This window comes from Antarctobacter albus (genome assembly GCF_900101505.1).
In the GTDB taxonomy this organism is placed as follows: Bacteria; Pseudomonadota; Alphaproteobacteria; order Rhodobacterales; family Rhodobacteraceae; genus Antarctobacter; species Antarctobacter albus.
In genome coordinates, this window is the sequence record NZ_FMZI01000003.1 from 111,764 (window position 1) to 126,992 (window position 15,229).

General features: G+C 65.9%; 14 protein-coding genes. 4 read left to right on the plus strand and 10 right to left on the minus strand.

Annotated elements, in window-relative coordinates; translation table 11 throughout:
- Nucleotides 1-15: 15 nt before the first annotated feature.
- From BLQ71_RS06095 to BLQ71_RS06130, 8 genes are all read right to left on the minus strand, one after another.
- Nucleotides 16-1,632: an ABC transporter ATP-binding protein gene (locus tag BLQ71_RS06095; RefSeq protein WP_074621088.1), complete on the minus strand. Its 1,617-nt coding sequence runs from the start codon at nt 1,630-1,632 to the stop codon at nt 16-18.
- Nucleotides 1,633-1,727: 95 nt separating this feature from the next.
- The gene (locus tag BLQ71_RS06100) at nt 1,728-2,732 is read right to left on the minus strand and encodes a BMP family lipoprotein (protein WP_069209282.1); all 1,005 of its coding nucleotides are present in this window, start codon (nt 2,730-2,732) and stop codon (nt 1,728-1,730) included.
- Between the two features lie 125 nt (nt 2,733-2,857).
- Nucleotides 2,858-3,271, minus strand: a complete 414-nt coding sequence (rimI, locus tag BLQ71_RS06105; RefSeq protein ID WP_074621089.1) for a ribosomal protein S18-alanine N-acetyltransferase — start codon at nt 3,269-3,271, stop codon at nt 2,858-2,860.
- Nucleotides 3,268-3,909 (minus strand): tRNA (adenosine(37)-N6)-threonylcarbamoyltransferase complex dimerization subunit type 1 TsaB, encoded by a 642-nt coding sequence (gene tsaB / locus BLQ71_RS06110; RefSeq protein ID WP_074621090.1) that lies wholly within the window; start codon nt 3,907-3,909, stop codon nt 3,268-3,270. Before tsaB ends, rimI begins: the two co-directional genes overlap by 4 nt.
- 117 nt (nt 3,910-4,026) lie before the next feature.
- Nucleotides 4,027-4,590: a NifU family protein gene (locus BLQ71_RS06115; protein WP_043136048.1), complete on the minus strand. Its 564-nt coding sequence runs from the start codon at nt 4,588-4,590 to the stop codon at nt 4,027-4,029.
- A 93-nt stretch (nt 4,591-4,683) separates the two neighbouring features.
- The gene (locus BLQ71_RS06120) at nt 4,684-5,139 is read right to left on the minus strand and encodes a universal stress protein (protein ID WP_074621091.1); all 456 of its coding nucleotides are present in this window, start codon (nt 5,137-5,139) and stop codon (nt 4,684-4,686) included.
- A gap of 55 nt (nt 5,140-5,194) precedes the next feature.
- Nucleotides 5,195-5,854, minus strand: coding sequence for a hypothetical protein (locus tag BLQ71_RS06125; protein WP_074621092.1), 660 nt, complete (start codon nt 5,852-5,854; stop codon nt 5,195-5,197).
- Between the two features lie 18 nt (nt 5,855-5,872).
- Nucleotides 5,873-6,733: a branched-chain amino acid aminotransferase gene (locus BLQ71_RS06130; protein ID WP_074621093.1), complete on the minus strand. Its 861-nt coding sequence runs from the start codon at nt 6,731-6,733 to the stop codon at nt 5,873-5,875.
- Between the two features lie 395 nt (nt 6,734-7,128).
- Between BLQ71_RS06130 and fdhF the strand changes: the two genes are divergently transcribed.
- From fdhF to BLQ71_RS06150, 4 genes are all read left to right on the plus strand, one after another.
- Nucleotides 7,129-9,912 (plus strand): formate dehydrogenase subunit alpha, encoded by a 2,784-nt coding sequence (fdhF, locus tag BLQ71_RS06135; protein WP_074621094.1) that lies wholly within the window; start codon nt 7,129-7,131, stop codon nt 9,910-9,912.
- 13 nt (nt 9,913-9,925) lie between these two features.
- Nucleotides 9,926-10,906: an HNH endonuclease gene (locus BLQ71_RS06140; RefSeq protein ID WP_254780702.1), complete on the plus strand. Its 981-nt coding sequence runs from the start codon at nt 9,926-9,928 to the stop codon at nt 10,904-10,906.
- A gap of 101 nt (nt 10,907-11,007) precedes the next feature.
- Nucleotides 11,008-12,210: a hydantoinase/carbamoylase family amidase gene (locus BLQ71_RS06145; RefSeq protein WP_074621095.1), complete on the plus strand. Its 1,203-nt coding sequence runs from the start codon at nt 11,008-11,010 to the stop codon at nt 12,208-12,210.
- 67 nt (nt 12,211-12,277) lie between these two features.
- Complete coding sequence (locus tag BLQ71_RS06150) at nt 12,278-12,466, plus strand: hypothetical protein (RefSeq protein WP_043136065.1); 189 nt, start codon at nt 12,278-12,280, stop codon at nt 12,464-12,466.
- Between the two features lie 43 nt (nt 12,467-12,509).
- Here the strand turns inward: BLQ71_RS06150 and BLQ71_RS06155 are convergent, their stop codons facing one another.
- A complete protein-coding gene (locus BLQ71_RS06155) occupies nt 12,510-13,205 on the minus strand; it encodes a response regulator transcription factor (protein WP_069209274.1) in 696 nt (231 codons plus the stop codon).
- 10 nt (nt 13,206-13,215) lie between these two features.
- Entirely contained in the window at nt 13,216-15,123 is a 1,908-nt protein-coding gene (locus BLQ71_RS06160) for a hybrid sensor histidine kinase/response regulator (protein ID WP_074621096.1), read from the minus strand.
- Nucleotides 15,124-15,229: the final 106 nt, after the last annotated feature.

Consider the following 15,229-nt stretch of genomic DNA (forward strand, 5'->3'; position numbering starts at 1 on the left):
GGTTTCACGCGACAATCAGCTGTGGCCATGTCTTTTGGCCTCCCGCTCTTTCTGCGCGTCAAGCTGTTCGTCCACAACGTGGATCAGCGGCTTGTCCTTGTCGGGCATCTGGGTCACGCCGGCCATGAGCAGGCCCAGCTCGGTCTGGTTGGTCTCTGAAGGCAGGCGTTCGCCCATGATCTGCCCGTCGAACATCACCGCGACCCGGTCCGAGAGCGATAGGATCTCGTCCAGTTCGACCGAGACCAGCAGGATTGCCTTGCCCTGGTCGCGCAGGGCGACGATCTGCTGGTGAATGAACTCGATGGCGCCGATATCGACACCGCGGGTGGGCTGGCCCACCAGCAGGATGTCAGGGTTGCGCTCGATCTCGCGCGCCAGGACGATCTTTTGCTGGTTGCCGCCGGAAAAGTTGCGGGCGGCGAGGTTGGCATTGGGCGGACGCACGTCGAACCGTTCGATCTTGCCCTCGGCGTCACGCTTGATGGCGGCATTGTCCATCAGGATCGCATTCTTCTGGTATTTCGGATCGTGGTGATAGCCGAAAGCGACGTTTTCCCAGGCGGTATAGGGCATGATCAGCCCTTCGTGCTGCCGGTCCTCGGGGACATGGCTGATCCCCCGCGCCCGGCGCGACTGGCCGTCCGAATAGCGCCCAGTGAGGTCGATCTCTTCGCCGTTGACGCGCACGGTGCCGGTGGCGGTCTTCATCCCTCCCAGCACCTGAAGCAGTTCGGACTGGCCGTTGCCCGACACACCCGCGATGCCCAGGATCTCGCCGGCCTGCACCTTGAGCGAAATGCCCTTGAGCCGTTCGACCCCCGCGCTGTCCGTATGGCGCAGGTTTTCGACCTCCAGCACCGATTTGCCGGGCTTGGCGGGGGTCTTGTCGACCCGCAGCAGGACCTTGCGGCCCACCATCAGCTCTGCCAGTTCCTCGGGTGAGGTTTCGGCGGTCTTGACGGTGGCGGTCATCTCGCCGCGTCGCATGACGCTGACGGTATCGGTGATTTCCATGATCTCGCGCAGCTTGTGCGTGATCAGGATGATCGTCTTGCCCTCGCGCTTCAGTCCTTCGAGGATGCGGAACAGGTGATCGGCCTCTGCCGGGGTCAGCACCCCGGTGGGTTCGTCAAGGATCAGGATTTCCGCTTCGCGGTACAGTGCCTTGAGGATTTCCACCCGTTGCTGGTGGCCGACCGAAAGATCCTCGATCATCGCGTCGGGATCGACGTTCAGCTCGTATTCCTGGGCCAGGTGCTGCAGCACGCCGCGCGCCTTGGCCAGCGAGGGTTTCAGCAATCCGCCATCCTCGGCGCCCAGGATGACATTCTCCAGGACGGTAAAATTCTGCACCAGCTTGAAATGCTGGAAAACCATGCCGATGCCAGCGGCGATGGCGGCCTGGCTGTCGGGGATCTGGGTCTGTCTGCCGTTGATGAAAATCTCGCCCGAGTCGGCCTTGTAGAACCCGTAGAGGATCGACATCAGGGTCGACTTGCCCGCGCCGTTTTCGCCGATGATGCCGTGGATCGTGCCGGGCATCACGCGGATCGAGATGTCCTTGTTGGCCTGCACGGGGCCGAAGGACTTGGAAATGCCCTTGAGCTCGATGGCGGGGGTGTCGGTCATGTCTGGGCGGCTTTCGCGGACGTAAGGGAGAGGGGCCGCGCTGGCTTGCGGCCCCTCGGGTCAATCATCCGGGCGGCGTGCCCGGGCGATTTCGATCAGAAGTCGAGAGCCGGGCAGCTGTCGTCCTCGGAGTAGTCGTGGACGGTGACTTCGCCCGCGATGATCTGCTCACGCGCTGCATCGACGGCGGCCTTCATCTCTTCCGACACGAGGTCGGCGTTGTTGTCGTCCAGTGCATAGCCGACACCGTTGCTGTCCAGGCCCAGGGCGATCACGCCGGTTTGCAGGTCGGCACCCGCGGTCATCGCGTCATAGACGGCCACGTCGACGCGTTTCAGCATCGAGGTCAGGACCGAGCCGGGGTGCAGGTAGTTCTGGTTGCTGTCGACGCCGATCGACAGGATGCCCTCGTCCGCGGCGGTCTGCAGCACGCCCAGACCGGTGCCACCGGCGGCGGCATAGATCACGTCCGCGCCCTGGCTGATCTGCGCCTTGGCCAGTTCGGCGCCCTTGACCGGGTCGTTCCATGCGGCGGGGGTGGTGCCGGTCATGTTGGCGATCACGGTCGCGTCAGGGTTCACCGCCAGCACACCCTGGGCATAGCCGCAGGCAAACTTGCGGATCAGCGGGATGTCCATGCCGCCGACAAAGCCGACGGTGTCGGATTCGGAGGCCATCGCCGCCATCATGCCGACCAGGTAGCTGCCCTGGTGTTCTGCGAAGAGGATCGACAGGACGTTCGGGTGCGCCTCGGGGTCGACGTAGCCGTCGATGGTCACGAACTTGGTGTCCGGGTAGTCGGGTGCCACGGCCGCGATCTGCGAGGCGTAGGAAAAGCCGGTGGTCACGACAGGGTTGAAGCCAGCTTCGGCAAAGCGGCGCAGGGCCTGCTCACGCTGGGCTTCGGCCTGGATCTCGATGTCACGATAGCTGCCGCCGGTTTCCTCGGCCCAGCGTTCCGCACCGTTGTAGGCCGCCTCGTTGAAGGATTTGTCGAACTTGCCGCCGAGGTCGTAGATCAGCGCCGGATCGGCCAGCGCGGCGCCGGCGCTCAGCGCCAGTGCTGCGACGGTGCCGAGGGTCTTGGCAAAGAATGTCATGTGAGGCTCCCTGGTGTGACGGAGGCAATGGCCACCCGTTCCGTTTGTGATGGGCCAATCAAAGCCGCAGGGGGCGGGAGGGGTCAACCGGTTTTTGCCGCGCCGCCACGGTGGCGCGGGTGACGTCAGGGCAGTGCGCGCGACATGACCACGGCGTCATCCGGCGGGCCGTCCGGGCGCGGGTAATACCCCCGGCGCAGACCAGTTTCACCGTATCCGTGGCGGGTATAGAAGGCACGCGCCGGGGTGTTGGCGGCGGCTACCTCCAGGAATACCCGGCGGGCACCCCGTTCCAGCGCTTGGGCGTGAAAGGCGTCCAGCGCGCGGCTGGCGGCGCCTTGGCGCTGGTGATCCGGGTCTGCAGCAAGCGCGAGGATTTCCGCCTCGTCCACGATCACGGTGCCAAGGACAAAGGCATGTTCCGTGGCGGCCAGGAGGGTGTGCGGACGGGCGAGCGTTTCGGCGAATTGCGCCGTTGTCCAGGGCTTCATGTGCCGGTAGGCGCGCTTGGCCAGATACGCCATTGCCTCGGGCGTCATTCCAGGATCACCGGGGGCGCATCGCGCGACGGCGCGGCATCGGCGGGTTTGAGGTAGAGCGGCGCGGGGCGCGGCGGGCGGTCCCGCCAACGCAAGGCGGCAATGCGGGCGATCGCCTCGGCGGGTGCATGGCGGGCGGGCAGGGCCGTTGTGCCCAGCCGTTCGGCCACCTGGGCGGAGGCGGGTCCCACGCAGGTCAGCCCGGGGTGCGCCCATGTGCCGGGCATCTCGGGCATGGCGATCAACTGCGCGGGGATCGACGGCGCCATGCCCTGAGACTGGACATAGGCCTGGTCGCGCGGGGCGCTCAGACAGGTGAGCACGGGGCCTGGGGTGTCCAGCGCCGTAGCCTCCAGCAGGCTCACGCCGACCGCCGGGACGTTCAGCGACAGGGTCAATCCGCGCGCCGCGGCCACCGACAGGCGGACGCCGGTGAAATTTCCGGGGCCGATGCCGACGCCGATGGCGGTCAGGTCCTGCCAGGACGCGCCGCCCTGGGCCAGGACCTCTTCGAGCATGGGCATCAGGCGCTCGGCCTGGCCGCGCGCCATATCCTCATGGGCGGCGGCGACGATGCGGTTGCTGTCCAGCAGTGCCGCGCCGACATGGGCGGAAGACGTGTCGAAACCGAGAATCATGGGAAGGGTTATTGCCGCGTGGCGCGGGGGTTGCAAACCCGCCCTGACGCGGGCCGGAAATGCAAACACCGCGCCGAGGGGCGCGGTGGGCAAATGTCACGATCCGGTGTCAGCGGATCAGACGGCGACGGGGCGCACCTCTGTCACCTCGGGGATGTAGTGGCGCAGCAGGTTCTCGATACCCATCTTCAGCGTCAGCGTGGACGAGGGGCAGCCGGCGCAGGCCCCCTGCATGTGCAGGTAGACGACGCCGCGATCGAACCCGTGGAAGGTGATGTCGCCACCATCCTGCGCAACGGCCGGACGCACGCGACTGTCCAGCAGCTCCTTGATCTGGCCCACGACCTCGGCATCGGCACCGTCGTGGTCGGCGTGACCGCCGGCCTGCGTGGCGCCATCGGCCATGACCGGCTGACCGGACTGGAAATGTTCCATGATCGCGCCAAGGATCGCCGGCTTCAGGTGGTCCCAGTCGGTTGCATCGGTCTTGGTCACGGTCACGAAATCATTGCCGAAGAACACGCCCGACACACCTTCGACGGCAAACAGCCGTTGTGCCAGCGGCGAGGCGCTGGCGGCCTCGGCCGAGGGGAAGTCGGCAGTGCCCATGTCCAGCACGGTATGACCGGGCAGGAACTTGAGCGTGGCGGGGTTCGGCGTCGATTCGGTCTGAATGAACATCTGGGATCACCCTTTTCTGGTTGCCTCCTATATGCGCCTCCATGCGCCGACCGTCAAGGATTGGAACCATTCTAAAGTGGGCTTGGCCCGGAATCAGGTGATGGCTTCCAGCCGTTCCTTCGACAGGTCGCCCGGCACGATCGTGACGGGAACCGGCAAGGCGCCGGAGTTTCGGGTCATGTGGCTGACCAGTGGGCCGGGGCCCTTCTTGTCCGCGGCCGCGCCCAGCACCAGCAGGCCGATTTCAGGATCGTCTTGGACCTGCGCGATGATTTCCGTCGTCGGGTCGCCTTCGCGGATCACCAGTTCGGGGTCGACGCCCTGCTTGTCGCGCATCCACTTGGCGAAGACCTCGAAATGCGCGTGGATACGTTCACGGGCCTCTTCGCGCATGATGTCGCCAACGCCGATCCAGTGATTGAACTCGTCCGGGGGGATGACGGACAGGATCGCGACACCGCCTCCCGACTTGGCGGCGCGCATGGCCGCGAAACGCATCGCGTTCAGGCACTCGCGGCTGTCATCGAGGACGACGAGGAATTTGCGCATGAGGACTCTCCTGGAGGCGGATCGTGGCAGAGGGGTGGGCCTCTGTCCAGCGCCGTCAGTGCAGGGGATCGGCCGACAGCAGGTCCGGCGCGAGCGTGTCGATCTGGTCGAACCCGGCCTTTTCTAGGTGAAAGACGGCGATCTGCGGAAAATTGTCGAGCGCAAAAAGCCCGCTGTCGCCCGGCATCCGGTCCGTCAGGGCCGTCAGGATCATGCGCAGGATGTCCCTGTCGATTTGGCCTGTCCCGATCCTGGGCGCAAGGTTCAGATCGGTTTCCGCAAAGCGCAGGTGCAGATCGTCCGAGACGGTGACCTCGCAAGGCACCGCTGCCACGCGCGACAGTTCGGCGACGGCTTCGGCGTAATCCTGCAGGCTGTCAAAGCCATCGGTCTGCAGCAGGCAGGCGCGGGGGCAGAAAGGAGGGTGCGGTGGGCGGTCGACCGGGATCGAATAGGTCAGCAAGAGCAGCCGCCAGGGGTCGCCGCGATAGGTTTCCTCGGGGCCGAAGTCGATAATGTCGGCACGGGTCACACCTGGGGACAGATGCAGCCCCGCGCGGGCCAGCCCGGCGATCTGTTCGTCCAGAGACGGCCCCTCGGGCGGAGGGGCTGCCGGCAGGCGTTGCGGCGAGGGGCGGTTGGCGCGGTGGATCGCAGCAATGGCAGCCGCGAACAGCCCCAGCACGACAAGGATGACGACGAGTTTCAGCCCCATCTGCGCAAGCCCGCCCGATCAGGCGCTGAGCGCCCAGTCCCAGTAAAGCTCGCGAACACGCCGCGTGACCGGGCCGATCTGGTAGGACTTGTCCTCAAACCCGGTCACGGGTGTCACCTTGTTCATGTTGCCGGACATGAAGACCTCGTCCGCCTGTTCGAAGTCCTCGAAGGTCAGCACCGCTTCCTGCACCTCGATCCCGTCGGCGCGCAGGTTGGCCATGTGCCGGGCACGGGTGATCCCGGACAGGAAGGTGCCGTTGGGAATCGGCGTCAGCACCACGCCGTCACGCACCATGAAGATGTTGGCCGTGGCGGTTTCGGCCACGTTGCCCATGACATCCGTCACCAGCGCGTTGGCAAAGCCACGACCGCGGACCTCTGCCAGCATCCGGGCGTTGTTGGGGTAAAGGCAGCCGGCCTTGGCATTGACGACAGAGCTTTCCATCACCGGGCGGCGAAACCGGGTGCGTCCCAGCGTTGCGGTGGCGCTGTCCGGCGCCATCGGGATTTCCTCGAGGCAAAGCGCGAAGCCCGTCTCATCCTGTTGCGGGACGATCGCGGTGACGTCGCCGTTGATGCCCCAGTACATGGGGCGGATATAGACGGCTGTGCCCGGTTCGTAAGCTTTCAAACCTTCCTCGACGATGGTCACCATGTCCTCGGTCGTGACGGTGGGGCGCAGCATCATGGCCTCTGCCGATCGGTTGACCCGCGCACAATGGGCGTCGAGGTCGGGCGTGACGCCCTGCGCATAGCGCGCGCCATCGAAGACGGACGACCCCAGCCAGGCGCCGTGATCCGCGGCGCGCATCACCATCGCGTCGCCCTCGTGCCAGGTGCCATTGAAATAGGTGCGGATATTCGTGCCGGTTGCCATGTCAGTCTCCTTCGAGTTGGCGAGAAGCTAGGCGCGGCGGCGGAGAAGGTCCAGAGGGGGCGGGCCGCGTTCCGTGACGGCGCCGGGTGTCCGCGCCGGTTGAAGTCGTCGAAAAACCAGGGGGTTGCGGTCCGCATGCCGCCTGCGCACGTGAAACCCGCATGGCAGGGGATAGTGCAGATGGTCACTATGGCGGCGTATGGATGCTGAAAACGGCATATCTTGGCGTTTTCAGGAGCGCCGGCAGGCCAGTTCCGTTGCCCGGGTGCCGGCGGATCACGCCGCGTCGCCCATCGGAAACCCGGGAGGCGTAAAAATGCCTTCGAAGGTCGGGATTGATAGGCGCGGGCCTTCGGTGTCATGCTTTAAGATGGCCCAAACGACGGGAGACGCGCATGTCCGAGACGATCCGATTCACGCTCGACGGCCAGGAGGTCGAGGCGGAAAAAGGCATGACGATCTGGGAAGTGGCCAATGGCCGCGGCCTCAAGATTCCGCACCTTTGCCATAAGCCGGCGCCGGGGTATCGCCCCGATGGCAACTGCCGGGCCTGCATGGTCGAGATCGAGGGAGAGCGCACGCTGGCCGCTTCCTGCATCCGCGAGCCGCAAGACGGCATGGTGGTGCAAACCGCCACCGCCCGCGCCAGGAATGCCCGCAAGATGGTCATGGAACTGCTGCTGGCCGACCAGCCCGAGCAGTCGGCGGCGCATGACAAGTCGAGCCACCTCTGGGACATGGCAGCCGAAAGCGGTGTGTCCGAGTCGCGTTTCCCGACGCTCGAGGCTGAGCGTATCCCGCTGCTGGACGACAGCCACGTCGCGATGAAGGTCAACCTCGATGCCTGCATCCAGTGTGGCCTGTGCGTGCGCGCCTGCCGCGAGGTCCAGGTCAACGACGTGATCGGCATGGCCGGTCGCGGCCACGATGCCTACCCGGTCTTCGACCTGGACGACCCGATGGGCGCCTCCTCTTGCGTGGCCTGCGGCGAATGCGTGCAGGCCTGCCCGACCGGCGCGCTGATGCCGTCCAGCGTCATGGACGAGAACCAGCAGGGCGACAGCAAGGACTTCGACGAAGAGGTGAAATCGGTCTGCCCCTTCTGCGGCGTCGGCTGCCAGGTCTCGGTCAAGGTCAAGGATGGCAAGGTCAAATACGTCGAGGGCATCAATGGCCCAGCGAACGAAGGCCGTCTCTGCGTCAAGGGCCGTTTCGGTTTTGACTACATCCACCACCCGCACCGCCTGACGAAACCGCTGATCCGTCGTGACGACGCGCCGGAGAAGGGGCTGAACGTCGATCCGAACAATCCCTGGACCCATTTCCGCGAAGCAACCTGGGAAGAGGCGCTGGACAAGGCCGCGCATGGCCTGGCCGACCTGCGCAGCTACTACGGTGGCAAGTCGGTCGCCGGTTTCGGCAGTGCCAAGTGCACCAACGAAGAGGCCTATCTCTTCCAGAAGTTCATCCGCCAGGGCTTTGGCCACAACAACGTCGACCACTGTACCCGACTGTGCCACGCATCCTCGGTGGCGGCGCTGATGGAGAACGTGGGATCGGGCGCCGTGACGGCCACTTTCAACGAGATCGAGAACGCCGACGTGGCCATCGTGATCGGCGCCAACCCGACCGAGAACCACCCCGTCGCCGCGACATATTTCAAGCAGTTCACCAAGCGCGGCGGCAAGCTGATCATCATGGACCCGCGCGGCACCGCGATGAAGCGTCACGCCGAACACATGCTGCAATTCCGTCCGGGCACCGATGTGGCACTGCTGAACGCGATCATGAACGTGATCGTCGAGGAAAAGCTCTACGACCGCCAGTACATCGAGGGCTTCACCGAGGGGTTCTTTGAATTCCGCGAGCACATCCGCGCCTTCACGCCCGAGCGCATGTCGGAACTTTGCGGTATCGACCCGGAAACGATCCGCACCGTGGCGCGCACCTATGCCGATGCGCGGGCGGCGATGATCTTCTGGGGCATGGGCGTTTCGCAGCACATCCACGGCACCGACAACGCCCGATGCCTGATTTCGCTGGCGCTGCTCTGCGGGCAGGTGGGCCGACCCGGGTCGGGCCTGCATCCGCTGCGCGGTCAGAACAACGTGCAGGGTGCATCGGACGCCGGTTTGATCCCACAGGTGCTGCCGGATTACCAGTCGGTGACAGACCCGGAGGTGCGCGCGCTCTTCAAGCACATCTGGCGCGGCACCGAGATCCAGGAAACGCCGGGCCTGACCGTGGTCGAGATCATGGACCGCGTCTATCGCGGCGAGATCAAGGGCATGTACATCCTGGGCGAAAACCCGGCCATGTCCGACCCGGACGTGGAACACGCCCGCAAGGCGCTGGGCCAGCTCGATCACCTGGTGGTGCAGGACATCTTCCTGACCGAAACCGCGAATTTCGCCGACGTGATCCTGCCCGCCTCGGCCCTGCCCGAGAAATCCGGCACCGTGACCAACACCAACCGCCAGGTCCAGGTGGCCCGCAAGGCGGTGAACCCGCCGGGCGAGGCGCGTGAAGACTGGGAAATCCTGGTCGAACTGGCGCGGCGCGTCGGCTTGGACTGGGATTATGACGATCCGAAATCCGTCTTCGACGAGATGAAGATGTCGATGCGCAGCCTGCACCACATCACATGGAAACGGCTGGAGGCCGAGTCGGCCGTCACCTACCCCTGCAACGGCCCGGACGATCCGGGGCAGGCGGTGGTCTTTGGCGACGGGTTCCCGCGTCGCGCGGGACGGGCCATGTTCGCCCCCGCCCGGGTGACGCCCCCGGCCGAGGTGCCCGACGACAGCTTCCCGATGATCCTGACCACGGGGCGACAGCTGGAACACTGGCACACCGGCTCGATGACCCGCCGGGCCAGCGTGCTGGACGCGGTGGAACCGGAAGCCAACTGTTCGCTGCACCCGTCGACCCTGCGCAAGCTGGGGGTCGAGCCGGGCGGCTTCGTGCGGCTGACCACGCGGCGCGGTTCGGTCGAGGTCATGGCGCGGGCCGACCGCGCGGTGGCGCCGGACATGGTGTTCCTGCCTTTCGCCTATGTCGAAGCGGCGGCCAACATCCTGACCAACCCGGCGCTGGACCCCTTCGGCAAGATCCCCGAGTTCAAGTACTCGGCGGTGCGGGTCGAGGCGGTGGAGGCCGGGGAGATCGCGGCGGAGTAGCAAAACTTGGCTGATGCCTGGCTTGCTTTTTCCTGGCAAGCCGGGCTTCCTAGCCCACATGGGCAAGGCTGTTTTGTTGCACAGGGCGGACTCGATCTACGATGACGCGCCAGACGTGCGTTACGAGTTTCCAAAGACCTATCTGAAAGCGGTGCGTGAAGCCGTCGGCGACTGGATTGTCTACTATGAGCCGGTGAAAGCTGGGCCGCGCGGGTACTTTGCCGTCGCGCAGGTGAACGAGGTGATAGAGAGCCCAAGTGGAAACGGGATGTGGTGGGCGATGATCGCGCCCGGATCTTATCTGGAGTTCGATAGTTTCGTACCTCGGCTTTTGCACGGCAGCCCGCTGGAAATGGCTCTGCGCGAGCCTGACGGAACCCCGAAGAAAGGCGGTGCCCAGCAGCTTGCGGTCCGGCGCCTGCCGGATCCCGAGTTTTCCCAGATCGTGAACATGGGGCTGCCGCAGGATCTGGAGGCCAGTGAGGCGCGGCGGTACACTGTTAATATTGATATGGCTGACCGCGCTGCACTCTTCGAACGGCCGGTGCTCGAGCGACTGACGCGGCGCGCCTATCGCGACGTAGCCTTTCGGCGTAAGGTGCGGGCCGCTTATGAGGAACGCTGCGCGATTTCAGGGCTGGGGCTACGGAACGGCGGTGGACGGCCCGAGGTTCAGGCGGCACATATCCGTCCGGTCGAGGAAAATGCCAGTGACTCGGTTCGGAATGGCCTTGCGCTATCGGCAACGCTTCACTGGATGTTCGACCGGGGTTTGATTGCCCTGGACATCCCTGATCCGGCGGCTCCCGGGGATGTCCGGGTCCTGGTTTCCGACAACAAGGTGCCGCGGGATGTGGCGGATCGTCTGATCCGGCCCGACAGGCGGTTGACCTTGCCGGAGGATCGCCGCGACTGGCCGCATCCGGCAAATATTCAGTGGCATCGGGAAAATCGTTTTGGCACGGGGGACCCCTCGGGGCTGTTTTCAAGGTGAGCGCGTCGTGCGGAGCGGAGGTTGGCGATCTCGCCGGCCATTTGCAGAGCCAGGAAGCTCCGGGTTAGGGTCGCGATGAACTTGAACCTGGAGGGGCGGACATGATCGCGGTCGATGAAAAGCGGTTTCTGGAGGATCTTCACACCCTGCGTTCCTTCGGGGCGGCGGGTGTCGGCAAGGGGGTGCAGCGGCCCGCCTATACAGAGGCGGACATTGCCGCGCGGGACTGGCTGGCCGAACGGATGAAGGAGGCGGGGCTGGCGCCGCAGTTCGATCCGATGGGCTCGCTGTTCGGGCTGGTCGAGGGACCTTCGCTGCTGATCGGGTCGCATTCCGACAGCCAGCCCGAGGGCGGCTGGCTGGATGGGGCGCTGGGCGTCATTGCCGGTTTGGAGGTTGCGCGCGCCGCGAAAGAGGCGGGTGGGCCGCCGGTTTCTTGCGTCTCGTTCCAGGACGAGGAAGGGCGGTTCGGCGTCACCACCGGCAGCGCGGCCTGGTCGGGGGCGTTGGCGCGCGACAAGGTGGACGGGCTGGTCGATCCCCAGGGCGTGACCCTGCCCGAGGCGCGGGCGGCGATGGGCGACAGGCTGGGGGACTGGATCGAGCCGGCGCGGTTCACGGGGTTCCTGGAGATGCACATCGAACAAGGCCCCGTGCTGGACACAAGCGGCGAGGCGGCGGGCGTTGTCGAGGCCATCGTCGGTATCCGCGACATGGTGATCAGCTTCGAAGGTCAGCAGAACCACGCGGGCACCACGCCGATGGCCCTGCGCAAGGATGCCTTTCAGGCGCTGGGCGCTTTCAACAGCCTTCTGAACGACCGGCTGCGGAACGTGGTGACCCCGGCGACGGTCTGGACCATCGGCCATGTCAGCCTGCATCCGAACGCGCATTCCATCGTGCCGGGGCGGGTGAAATTCTCGATGCAGTGGCGGGATGGCGATCCCGACCGGCTGGACCGGATGGAGGCGATCGTGCGCGAGACGGCGCAGGAAATCGCGGGCGACAGGGGGCTGGCGCTGGAGTTCGGGCCGATGCTGGGTGTGGCGCCGGTGGCGATGGACGCGGGCTTTCGCGGCGCGCTGCGCGAGGCGGCAGAAGAGGTCGTGCCGGGCCGCTGGCGCGAGATGCCCTCGGGGGCGCTGCACGATGCCTCGAACATGTCGCGGATGATGCCGGCGGCGATGCTTTTCGTGCCCTCGATCGGCGGCATCAGTCACGACTTTGCCGAGGACACGGACGAGGCCGACCTTGTGCGCGGCCTGCAGGTGCTGGCAGGCGCGGCGGCGCGGATCGCCGGCTAAGACGCGGGAATTCCGGAGTATCGCCACGCCCCTGCCTGTTCTAGGCTGACCCGCAGGAGGTGCGAACATGGACCCTGTATCGCTAGGATTTTATGCCTCGGTCTGCGGGCTCTTGGGCCTTGCGGGGCCGAAACTGGGCGCGGCGCCGATCCGGCTGGGCGTCGGGGCGCTTGTCGGCGTGCTCGCGGTCAGCGTGCTGCCGCATGTGAAAACCCTTTTGGGCGTGGCAGAGGCCTATACGACGATACAGCCCTGAGGCATATCGAAAGGAGGCCCCGGGTCGCGCGGGGCGGGGTCATTCAGCTCCAGCTGACATCCCCCAGAAAGATATAGCCCGCGCCATAGATCGTCTTGATCAGGCGGGGATTTTTGGGGTCCTCGCGCAGCTTGGTCCGCAGGCGCGAAATCCGCACATCCATCGCCCGGTCAAAACTCTCACCCGCCGCGCCGCCCAGGGATTCCTGCATGTGGGCGCGGGTGATCAGGCGCTTGGGGCTTTCGAGGAACAGCCGCAGCACCTCGCCCTCGGCATGGCTGAAGGTGGTTTCCTCGCCGGTCTCGTCCTCGAGCGCGTAGCGGTCGAAATGCGCGGTCCAGCCGTTGAACCGCGCCGTGTCCGAGGGGGCAGAGCGAGTGCGGGTGCGCAGGCGGGCGCGGATGCGGGCCACGACCTCGGCCGGGTCGAAGGGTTTGATGATGTAGTCATCCGCCCCCAGTTCCAACCCCGTCACCCGGTCCTGCACCTGCGCGCGGCCCGAGATGATGATGACCGTCGCCCCCTGTTCCAGCGCCAGCCGGTGCACCAGGGTCAGCCCGTCACGGTCCGGCAGGCCCAGGTCGACAAGGCAGACGTCCGGCGTGGTGCGGCGCAGGGCGGCCTCGAACTCTGTTGCGCGGCCAAAGGACATGGTGCGGAACCCCGCCTCTGCCAGCGCGTCGGACAGCATTTGGCGGATGGCCGGTTCGTCGTCGAGGATGGTGACAAGGGCGCTCATGGTCCGGGGGTTAGCCCATCTGCGCGGGCGCCGGAAGAGGCACAAGCCCGAGGAAACCGGCAAGGTCGGCGGCAGCGAAGGGTTTGGGCAGTACCGGGCCAAGTCTGTGCGCGCGGACATGCAGCGAATGGTCCGGCGGCAGCGAGGTCATGAAGCGGACGGGCAGGTGCGGCAGGCGGTCAGCCAGCGCAAGGCCAGGGCTGTCGCCCTCCAAAGAGATGTCGGACAGGACAAGTGCGATATCGGGCAGACCCTCGGCCAGGGCGCAGGCTTCATCCACCGATGCGGCCTCGACCACGGAAAACCCCAGCCCGGTCAGCATCTCTCGGATCGCTTCGCGCAGATCGGGGCTGTCCTCGGCCAGAAGGACAAGGCCGGTGTCCGGCACGGGGGCCTGTGCCGCGCGGCGCAGCGGCAGGCGCAAAGAGACGCGCGCGCCCCGACCGGTGTTCGCCAGCCGGACAGAGCCGCCCGCCAGCTTGGTCATGTCATAAACCATCGCGAGGCCCAGCCCCGACCCCTCGCCACCCTTGGTGGTGAAAAACGGTTCAAGCCCGTGGCGCAGCGCGGTTTCGGAAAAGCCGGGGCCGCTGTCCTCGACCGACAGTTCCAGCCAGGTGTCCTGAACCTCTTGCGCCATCAGGGTGATTGTCCCCGCCTCGCCGCAAGCATCGCGGGCATTCAGCACCAGGTTCAACAGCGCATCCTGCAAGAGCCCGGGATCGGCCATGTAGGCGCCACTGGTGTCGTCGCGGGTGCGCAGGGATATGCGCTCGGGCAGTGACGGCGTGGCGAGGACGCGCAATTCGTCGAGAAAATCGGACAGGGAGAGCGGGCGCGGCTGCCAGCCCCGCTGGCTGGTCATGTCGGCGATCCGGTCGAGCAGCCGCCCACCCCGCCGCGCCGCTGCGAGGGTGGCGGAAATCAGCGGTTCGGCCTCTGGCCCCAGCTCCATCCGTGCCAGTCGCGACTGCATCCCGAGGATGATCGTCAAGAGGTTCGAGAAATCATGCGCGAGGCCCGAAGTCAGCTGGGCCGCGATCTCACGGCGCCTGGTCTGTTGAAGGGCGGCACGGACCTGGGTTTCCTCGGTCACGTCCTGGCTTAGGATGTAGACCCCCGGTTCCAGCGGATCGGGGGTAAAGGCGGCGCGGATACGACGCGAGGACATCTCGTCGTTGAATTCGAAGGTGCTTTGCCGTCCGTCCTGCGCGGCCTCCAGGTGCGGGCGGACCTTGGCATAGGCCTGCGGTCCCAGGGTTTCCGAGATATGCAGGCCAAGGATATTCGCCGGGCGACCGGGCATCACGTCACCAAGGCGGTTGTTGGAAAAGGTATAGTGCCCGTCGGCATCGACGCGGGCGATATGGGCGGGCATCATCTGGGTCGTGGTGCGGGTGCGGGCCTCTGTCTCGACCAGTTCGCGACGCGCCTCTTCCAGCGCCTTGTTGGTGGCGGCGAGATTTCGGTTGGTGCGGGCCAGTTCCTCGGACCGTTTCAGAACCTCCTCCGACAGGAGTTCCGAGCGCGTGCGCAACAACTGTTCCTGCGCGCGGGTCTGGGTGATGTCCGTGTAGACCGTGACCCAGCCGCCCTGCGGCAGCGGCGCGCCTTCGACGCTGATGGTGCGGCCGTTGGCGCGGGTGCGCTCCATGTAATGCGGCTCAAAGGCGCGGGCGGTCTCGACGCGGTCATGAATGAAGGTTTCCGGGTCGTCGACGGGGCCGTATTCGCCGCGCTCGACAAGGTGGCGGATGGTATCCTCGAACCGCGCGCCGGGCGTGGTGAGGGCATGGGGCAGATCGAACATCTGCGCAAAGGGCGCATTGCAGACCGCAAGCCGCAGGTCGCTGTCGTAGATCGTCAGGGCCTGCTGGATGAGGTTCAGCCCGGCCTGCGTGAGCGCAAGGTTTTTCATGGCCCAAGCCTAGGGCGGCTGCGGCGGCGGCGCCAGAGGGCTGCGCATCGGGACGGGCTGTCTGCCGCCCTGTAGGAATTCGTTACATTTGGGAAATCTTGCGGAA

Bases quoted from the DNA above. Each gene is read 5' to 3' on its own strand.
- BLQ71_RS06145 (WP_074621095.1), top strand. From the start codon at position 11,008: ATGATCGCGGTCGATGAAAAGCGGTTTCTGGAGGATCTTCACACCCTG.
- BLQ71_RS06120 (WP_074621091.1), bottom strand. From the start codon at position 5,139: ATGCGCAAATTCCTCGTCGTCCTCGATGACAGCCGCGAGTGCCTGAAC.
- fdhF (WP_074621094.1), top strand. From the start codon at position 7,129: ATGTCCGAGACGATCCGATTCACGCTCGACGGCCAGGAGGTCGAGGCG.
- rimI (WP_074621089.1), bottom strand. From the start codon at position 3,271: ATGACGCCCGAGGCAATGGCGTATCTGGCCAAGCGCGCCTACCGGCAC.
- tsaB (WP_074621090.1), bottom strand. From the start codon at position 3,909: ATGATTCTCGGTTTCGACACGTCTTCCGCCCATGTCGGCGCGGCACTG.
- BLQ71_RS06160 (WP_074621096.1), bottom strand. From the start codon at position 15,123: ATGAAAAACCTTGCGCTCACGCAGGCCGGGCTGAACCTCATCCAGCAG.
- BLQ71_RS06130 (WP_074621093.1), bottom strand. From the start codon at position 6,733: ATGGCAACCGGCACGAATATCCGCACCTATTTCAATGGCACCTGGCAC.
- BLQ71_RS06100 (WP_069209282.1), bottom strand. From the start codon at position 2,732: ATGACATTCTTTGCCAAGACCCTCGGCACCGTCGCAGCACTGGCGCTG.
- BLQ71_RS06150 (WP_043136065.1), top strand. From the start codon at position 12,278: ATGGACCCTGTATCGCTAGGATTTTATGCCTCGGTCTGCGGGCTCTTG.
- BLQ71_RS06115 (WP_043136048.1), bottom strand. From the start codon at position 4,590: ATGTTCATTCAGACCGAATCGACGCCGAACCCCGCCACGCTCAAGTTC.
- BLQ71_RS06095 (WP_074621088.1), bottom strand. From the start codon at position 1,632: ATGACCGACACCCCCGCCATCGAGCTCAAGGGCATTTCCAAGTCCTTC.
- BLQ71_RS06155 (WP_069209274.1), bottom strand. From the start codon at position 13,205: ATGAGCGCCCTTGTCACCATCCTCGACGACGAACCGGCCATCCGCCAA.
- BLQ71_RS06125 (WP_074621092.1), bottom strand. From the start codon at position 5,854: ATGGGGCTGAAACTCGTCGTCATCCTTGTCGTGCTGGGGCTGTTCGCG.
- BLQ71_RS06140 (WP_254780702.1), top strand. From the start codon at position 9,926: ATGCCTGGCTTGCTTTTTCCTGGCAAGCCGGGCTTCCTAGCCCACATG.